At 72.0% G+C, this 7,319-nt stretch carries 7 protein-coding genes; 2 read left to right on the top strand and 5 right to left on the bottom strand.

Annotated features, from left to right (window positions below; genetic code table 11):
• On the bottom strand, positions 1-528 hold a 528-nt coding region (locus tag ABD811_RS18325), incomplete at its 3' end, for a NuoI/complex I 23 kDa subunit family protein (RefSeq protein ID WP_344948777.1).
• 232 nt (positions 529-760) lie between these two features.
• On the opposite strand from ABD811_RS18325, the gene ABD811_RS18320 reads away from it, so the two are divergent.
• On the top strand, positions 761-1,486 hold the full coding sequence (locus ABD811_RS18320; RefSeq protein WP_344948774.1) for a ComEA family DNA-binding protein: 726 nt from the start codon (positions 761-763) through the stop codon (positions 1,484-1,486).
• A 9-nt stretch (positions 1,487-1,495) separates the two neighbouring features.
• Here the strand turns inward: ABD811_RS18320 and ABD811_RS18315 are convergent, their stop codons facing one another.
• The 4 genes from ABD811_RS18315 to ABD811_RS18300 form a co-directional block, all read right to left on the bottom strand.
• Positions 1,496-2,461: a complex I subunit 1/NuoH family protein gene (locus tag ABD811_RS18315; protein WP_344948771.1), complete on the bottom strand. Its 966-nt coding sequence runs from the start codon at positions 2,459-2,461 to the stop codon at positions 1,496-1,498.
• A complete protein-coding gene (locus tag ABD811_RS18310; RefSeq protein ID WP_344948769.1) occupies positions 2,454-3,071 on the bottom strand; it encodes an NADH-quinone oxidoreductase subunit C in 618 nt (205 codons plus the stop codon). Before ABD811_RS18310 ends, ABD811_RS18315 begins: the two co-directional genes overlap by 8 nt.
• The gene (locus ABD811_RS44025) at positions 3,068-5,416 is read right to left on the bottom strand and encodes an NADH-quinone oxidoreductase subunit B (protein ID WP_425549427.1); all 2,349 of its coding nucleotides are present in this window, start codon (positions 5,414-5,416) and stop codon (positions 3,068-3,070) included. Before ABD811_RS44025 ends, ABD811_RS18310 begins: the two co-directional genes overlap by 4 nt.
• 64 nt (positions 5,417-5,480) lie before the next feature.
• The gene (locus ABD811_RS18300; protein WP_344948767.1) at positions 5,481-5,852 is read right to left on the bottom strand and encodes an NADH-quinone oxidoreductase subunit A; all 372 of its coding nucleotides are present in this window, start codon (positions 5,850-5,852) and stop codon (positions 5,481-5,483) included.
• Between the two features lie 366 nt (positions 5,853-6,218).
• Here ABD811_RS18300 and ABD811_RS18295 point away from each other — a divergent pair, with 366 nt between their 5' ends.
• Positions 6,219-7,316, top strand: a complete 1,098-nt coding sequence (locus ABD811_RS18295; protein WP_344948765.1) for a LolA-like protein — start codon at positions 6,219-6,221, stop codon at positions 7,314-7,316.
• The last annotated feature ends 3 nt before the right edge of the window (positions 7,317-7,319 follow it).

Below are 7,319 nucleotides of genomic sequence, written 5' to 3'. Positions count from 1 at the left end.
CGCCGGGACGCGCCCCGGACCGCGGGCGGCGGCGCGTTCGGACGCGGCGATCTCCTTGGGCGGCTCGCCCCCCGCGTCGTGCGCCTGCGGCGGCGGCACCGTCCACATCCACTCGCGCAGCCGCTCCTTCTCGTGGGTCAGCTCGCCGATGTCGTACTCGGCGTACTCGAACTCCGGCGACCAGAACAGCGCGTCGAACGGGCAGACCTCGATGCAGATCCCGCAGTACATGCACAGCGCGAAGTCGATCGCGAAGCGGTCCAGGACGTTGCGGGTGCGGGGCCGTCCGCCGCCCTCGGCGGGCAGCGTCTCCTTGTGCGAGTCGATGTAGATGCACCAGTCGGGGCACTCGCGGGCGCACAGCATGCAGACCGTGCAGTTCTCCTCGAACAGCGCGATCACGCCGCGGCTGCGCGGCGGCAGATCCGGCTGGACCTCCGGGTACTGGCGCGTTATGGACCGCCGCGTCATCGTCCGCAACGTCACCGCCAGCCCCTTGGCCAGCCCGCCTCCTGGTAGCCGTCCCACGGCCCCCATGATTCCGTACTAAGCGCCGTGGGGGAACGCAACGGGGTCGGCGTTCGTCCAACACACGTGAGCCGAGCGCAGCCGATGCTCGGCGGCTAAGCTCACAAGACGACGAGCCGTCAGGCGAGGAGGCCACGTGACCCACGGCGTGGACGATCCGAGCGGCACGGGCGGGACCCGTCCTTCGGCGCACCGACCGCGCCCGCGGCCGCATCATCCCGGCCGTCCGCCCATGCCTCCCCCCGGCTGGCGTCCGCCCTTCCCCACGCCTCCCGTCCCGCCGCCCCCGCCTCCGGCCGGGCACGTGCCCGTCCCGGTGCCCGTCGAGACCGGCGAGCCCCGCGGCATCCTGTGGGCGTTCGTGCCGTTCCTGACGTTCGGGCTCGGCACGCCGTTCTCGTTCCTGTACGCGGCGGTCCGGCGCGGCTCGTGGAACATGGGGGCGGCCTCCATCGGCTACGGCGCCGCCACCGCCGGGGTGCTGGCGATGATGCAGGTCGGCGACCCGCTCCTCGGGTTCATCGCCGGGATCATGATGCTGATGCTGTGGATCTCCGGCACGGTGCACGCCTTCGCCGTCCGTCCCTCGCTGTTCCCCCGCTCCGGCCCGCGCAGCCACGTCAACCAGCACGCGCTGCGCGTCGCCAAGTACCGCCGGACGCTGCGCGAGGAGGCCCGCGCGCTGGCCGCCGAGGACCCCGCCCTCGCCCACGAGCTGCGCATCGGCCGTCCCGACCTGCCGCGCACCTACGACGACGGCGGCCTGGTCGACGTCAACCACGCCTCCCCGCAGGCGCTGGCCACGCTGCCGGGCATGACGCCCGAACTCGTCGACAAGATCGTGCGGCGCCGCGACGAGCAGGGCGGCTTCATCTCCGCCGAGGAGATGTCGGTGGACGTCGACCTGCCGCCCGGCCTGCTCCCGCAGCTCGCCGAGTACGCCGTCTTCCTGCCCTGACCCCGTCGTTCAGGCGAGGGCGACCTTGAGGACGCCGGTGAGCGCCAGCTGCCCCAGCGACAGCGGCACCAGGTACGCCCAGGCCAGCTTCTGCAGCTGGTCCTCACGCATCCGCGGATAGCTGACGCGCAGCCAGATCACCACGAACGCCAGCACGGCGACCTTGAGCAGCGTCCACAGCCAGCCCAGCTCGGTGTTCAGGAACGGGCCCTTCCACCCGCCCAGGAACAGCACCGTGGTCAGCGCGCACAGCACCACGATCCCGGCGTACTCGGCCAGGATGAACAGCGCGAACCGCAGCCCGCCGTACTCGGTGTACGGGCCGAAGATGATCTCCGAGTCGGCCACCGGCATGTCGAACGGCGGACGGCGCAGCTCGGCCAGCCCGGCGACGAAGAACACCACCGCGCCCACCGCCTGCCAGGGCAGCCACCACCAGCGCCACTCCTCGACGATGCCGCCCAGCGACAACGTCCCGGCGGCCATCGCCACCGACGAGGCGGCGAACACCATCGGCAGCTCGTACGACATCAGCTGCGCGGCGACCCGCATCCCGCCCAGCAGCGAGTACTTGTTGGCGCTGGCCCAGCCCGCCATGATCGCCCCGATCACGCCGACGCCCATCACCGCCAGCGCGAAGAACACCCCGAGACCGAGATCGAGCACGACCTGCCCGCCCGGCCCCACCGGGATCACCAGCAGGACCAGCAGATACGGGATGATCGCCACCGCCGGGGCCAGCTTGAACACCGTGCGGTCGGCGGCGCGCGGGACCACGCTCTCCTTCTGCGCGAACTTCACCCCGTCCGCCACCAGCTGCGCCCACCCGTGGAACGCCCCGGCGTACATGGGCCCGAGCCGCCCCTGCATGTGCGCCATCACCTTGTGCTCGGCCTGCCCCACCAGCAGCGGCAGCACGGCGAACGCGGCCGCGACCAGCACCAGCTTGAGCACGATCTCCAGCAGGTCAGGCACCGGATCCCCGCCCTTCGTCCGGTCTGCGCGTCCGGCGCTGCGGCCGCTCGGCCGACTGCTGCGCGGCCGGCCCCCAGTCGTCGGGCACCCCGGGCGGGCGCATGCGGCGGCGGCTCGGCGCGCCGTGCCCGGACTCGCCCGGCTCCTTGGCGCCCGGCCACGGCTTGGCGACCCGCGCGGCCAGCACGAAGTCCTTGCGCAGCGGATGCCCCTCGAAGCCGTCGGGCAGCAGCAGCGGCTTGAGATCCGGATGCCCGTCGAAGATCACGCCGAACATCTCGCAGGTCTCCCGCTCGTGCCAGTTCGCCCCCCGGTAGACGCCGACGGCGGTGGGCAGCCGCGGCTCGTCCCGGGGCACCCGCGTGCGCACCAGCAGGTGGTGCCCGCGCTCCAGCGAGTACACGTGCGCGACGACGGCGAACCCCTCGGTCAGCTCGTCCACACCCGTCAGCCAGTCGAAGAACCCGCAGGCCAGCTCGTCACGGGCGAACAGCAGGGCGTCCACCCACAACTCCGGCGGCACCCCCACCGCCAGCCCGCCGTGCGTCTCCTCGGTGCTGACCTCGTCACCGAACCGCGCCGTCCAGGCCGCGGCCAGATCGGCACTCACCGGCCGCTCCGTCCGACCTCGTCATCGCCGTCGTCCACCAGCCCGGGAATGATCGACGGATCGTGCTCGACATCACGCCCGCGCCGCCTGCGCCGCTGGCTCCGCTCCGTCACATCAGCGACCCCCGCCAACGGCCCCGCCTCCGAAGGCTCACCGCCTCCCTCGGCCTCCGCCCGCGCGGCATCCTCTCCCCCACGAACCGGCTCGACAGGCTGCGTGCCGCCTGCGTCGCCCGTTGCCTGCTCGTCGACTGACTCCACCGGCGCCGTGGCCTCACTCGCCCCAGCACCGCCACCACGTTCCTCGACCGGCTCCACCGGCTGCGTGACGGCGTCGGACGCAACATCCTCGCCAACGGCCGACCGCACCGCATCGCTGGAACTCGTGGCGGCCTCCGCGCGCTCATCAACAGGCTCTCCGACCTGCCCGACCTCGCCGGACCGCGCGTCCGCAGGCGAGCTCGCCACCTCACCGCTCGCCCCACCAGCACCCGCCGCACCGTCGTCTACAGGCTCAACCGGCTGCGTGACCTCACTCGGACCAGCGTCCCCGGACCGCAGCGACTGCGCCTCAACAGTCACCCCTGCAGCATCGTCACGCTCGCCAACCGACTCCACCGGCCGCGCGGCGTCACTGGAGCCTGCGTCCCCAGACGACAGCGGGCGCGCCTCGTCACCCGCCCCGACAGCAGTCGCCGTGCGCTCGTCCACCGGCTCGACCGGCTGCGTGACCTCGCTCGGGCTAGCGTCACCAGACCGCAGCGAGCGCCTCTCAACGCTCGGCCCGGCAGCAGCGCCATCACGTTCGTCCGCCGACTCCAACGGCCGCGTGGCCTCACTCGGACCGGCGTCACCGGACGGCAGCGGGCGCTTCTCAACGCCCGCCCCGGAGGCATCGTCACGCTCGCCAACCGGCTCCACCGGCTGCGCGGCGTCACTCGTGCCTGCGTCCCTAGGTGGCAGCGGGCGCGTCTCGTCACTCGACGCGGCAGCACTGCGCTCGTCTACTGGCTCGACCGGCTGCGTGACCTCACTGGGACCGGCGTCTCCAGGCCGCAGCGGAGGCGTCTCAACGCTCGCCCCGGAGGCATCGTCACGCTCGCCAACCGGGTCCGTCGGCTGCGTGGCGTCACTGGGGCCTGCGTCACTGGACGGCAGCGGTCGCGTCTCGTCACCCGACCCAGCCGCAGTCGCCGTGCGATCGTCTACTGGCTCGACCGGCTGCGTGACCTCACTCGGACCGGCGTCACCAGACCGCAGCGGACGCTCCTCAACGCTCGCCTCGGAGGCATCGTCACGCTCGCCAACCGACTCCGCCGGCTGCGCGGCGTCACTCGTGCCTGCGTCACTGGACGGCAGCGGGCGCGTCTCGTCGCCCGACCCGGCCGCAGTCGCCGTGCGCTCGTCCACCGGCTCGACCGGCTGCGTGGCCTCGCTCGGGCCAGCGTCACCGGAGGGCAGCGGGGGCGTCTCAATGCTCGGCTCGGCAGCAGCGCCATCACGTTCGTCGGCCGGCTCCAGCGGCCGTGTGGCGTTGGTCGGGCTCGCGTCGCCGGACGGGAGGGGGCGCGTCTCGTTACTCGGTCCCGCAGCACTGCGCTCGTCTACTCGCGCCAACGGCTGTGTGGCATCGCTCGGGCCTGCGTCACCGGATCGCACGGCGTCGTCGCGTTGGGCGGGTGGCTGTGCCGCATCGCTGGGAGTCGCGGGGGTTTCCTCGTCGATCGGCTGTACGGGCTGCGTGGCGTCTTCGGGGGTGGTGGGGGGTGGTTGCAGGGGGCGGCGCAACACCGTGGCCGATAGTGGCCGGGGCGGGGGTGGGGGTGCGACGGGCTCGCCGCCGTTGCCGTAGCGGTCGCCGAGGGACTCGCCTGCGATCTTCTCCTGGAGGTGGACGATGCCGTGCAGCAGGGCTTCCGGCCGGGGCGGGCAGCCGGGGACGTACACGTCCACCGGGATGATCTGGTCGACGCCCTTGGTGACGCAGTAGGAGTCCCAGTAGGGGCCGCCGCAGTTGGAGCAGGCGCCGAACGAGATGACGTACTTGGGTTCGGGCATCTGCTCGTAGAGCCGCCGTACGGCGGGCGCCATCTTGTCGGTGACGGTGCCCGAGACCACCATCAGGTCGGCCTGGCGGGGGCCGGGCGCGAACGGGATGACGCCGAGGCGGATGAAGTCGTGGCGGCTCATCGAGGTGGCGATGAACTCGATGGCGCAGCAGGCCAGCCCGAAGTTGAACACCCACAGCGAGTAGCGGCGGCCCCAGTTCAGGACGAACTTGATCGGCTTGGGCGCCATCCTGGCCAGCGGTCCCACGCCGGGGGTCGGCAGGTCCACGGTGCTCATCGGCACGCTCCCCGTCCGGGGTTGTCGGGGGTCACAGCAGCATTCTTACCGGCCGCGCGCGGTGTCAGACCCACGACAGGACACCCTTCTTGCCCGCGTACGCCAGTCCGGCGGCGAGAAAGCCCAGGAAGACGAACATCTCCCCCAGGGTGGTCAGGCCGTAGCCGGGGGCGGAGAAAACCGTGGCCCAGGGGAACAGGAACACCGCGTCCACCGCGAACACCACGTACAGGTAGGCGAACACGTAGTAGCGCACGTAAGACTGGGCCCAGTCCCCGCCGACGGGGTCGACCCCGCACTCGTAGGTGGTGAGCTTCTCAGGGGTGGGACGGTGCGGGCGCAGCATCCGGTTGGCGGCCAGCGCGCCCGCCACGATGCCGCCGCCGACGAGCAGCAACACCACGACGACCACGTAGGAGTGGAAGTAGTCCCGCACGGTGACCTCCTGGAGAACCTCCCGTCAAGTATCTCTGAATAGATCGGGGTGGGCCGAACCTCCGGATGCCGGGGGCACTCTCTACCATCGACCCCTCTTTACTGCACACTGAGACCAGACGGGGTAAAAGATCTGTAAGGACGTGACCGGATGAGCTCTCCTCCGCCTCCCCCCGGCTGGGAACCCCCCGCCGGTCCTTCCTGGCCGCCTGCGCCGGGCGGCCCCGGTGCCCCTTCCGGTCCGGCCGGAACCGGCGGGCCGGGCGGCCCGCCCGGTGGCACTCCGCCGCCGTCCGGTCCGGGAGGCTATGGGGGTCCCGGCACGCCGCCGCCCTTCTATCCGCCTCCGCCGGGCCCCGGCGGGCCGATGGGCCAGCCGCCGATGGGGCCGCCGCCCAAGGCCTCCGGCGGCGGCGGCGCGATCATCGCACTGATCGTCGGGGGTGCGCTCGTCGTCGTGCTGCTCATCGCCGTCGTGGTGGTGTTCGTCGTGCGCGGCGGCAGCGAGCCGACCCCTGCCGAGCGGCTGCGAGCCGCGGCGAGCGGGCTGTCGTCCGCGCGGGCCATGACGTTCAAGGGGTCGTTCGGGACGGTCACCTCCGGTCTCAGCGGCGAACTGAAGATCACCAAGGGCGGCCGGGCCATCGGCGACGTCACCACCGGCGGGTCCCAGGTGACGCTGCTGTCGGTGGACGACAACCTGTTCGTCAAGGCGGACCGTTCCTACTGGCAGCGGCAGACGAGCGTGCTGAGCACGCCGTACTTCCTGAAGGACGGCCGGCAGTGGGGCAGGGTCGACTCCACCGACGTCGACCTGTCCTTCAAGCGGAAGCTGACGCCGGCGGCGCTGGCCGCGGAGATGCGGTCGAGCGCGTCCTACCGGCTGACCAAGACCGAGACCACGGTCGGCGGTCGCAAGGCGGTGCGGGTGGCCTCGTCCCTGGCGTCGTTCTACCTGACCGACGACGACGACCCGGAGCTGCTGCGGTACGAGTCGACCTACCCGCGGGTCACGGCGGACGTGACCGTCCAGTCCGGCAGTGCCGGTGCCGCGACGGTCACCGAGATCCGCAACGGCGTCGGGGAGCTGAAGGACTCCTTCGACAGCCGCGGCCGGCCCAGCCTGATCACCACCGAGAAGGGGCTGTGCTCGACCAACAGCAACAGCTGCCGGGTGCGCGGGCAGGTGCGGCCGCCGCTCGGCACCACCTCGTCGACCAAGATCGAGGTGCGGTACACGCTGCGGGCGGGCACCACGACGGGACGTGAGATCGGCAACTGCACCACGTCGATCACGGTGTCGTCCTCGTCGCCGCAGTGGGCGGAGTGCCGCGTGTCGGGCAGCTCGTGGCGCAACTGGTCGCGCAGCGGCGAGACCCGCTACTACGTCAGCGCCGAGTTCAAGGTCCCCGGAGCCTCCGACTCCGACATCCAGCAGATGCAGGCGGCTCTCGACCAGGAGTGACGA

The sequence above is a fragment of the Actinomadura miaoliensis genome (assembly GCF_039536785.1).
Taxonomy (GTDB): domain Bacteria; phylum Actinomycetota; class Actinomycetes; order Streptosporangiales; family Streptosporangiaceae; genus Spirillospora; species Spirillospora miaoliensis.
This window is presented reverse-complemented; position numbering and strand designations above follow the sequence as displayed.

What these genes read in the sequence shown, in the direction of transcription:
- ABD811_RS18320 (WP_344948774.1), top strand. Translation starts at nt 761, where the DNA reads ATGCCTCCCCCCGGCTGGCGTCCGCCCTTCCCCACGCCTCCCGTCCCG.
- ABD811_RS44025 (WP_425549427.1), bottom strand. Translation starts at nt 5,416, where the DNA reads ATGAGCACCGTGGACCTGCCGACCCCCGGCGTGGGACCGCTGGCCAGG.
- ABD811_RS18295 (WP_344948765.1), top strand. Translation starts at nt 6,219, where the DNA reads ATGGGCCAGCCGCCGATGGGGCCGCCGCCCAAGGCCTCCGGCGGCGGC.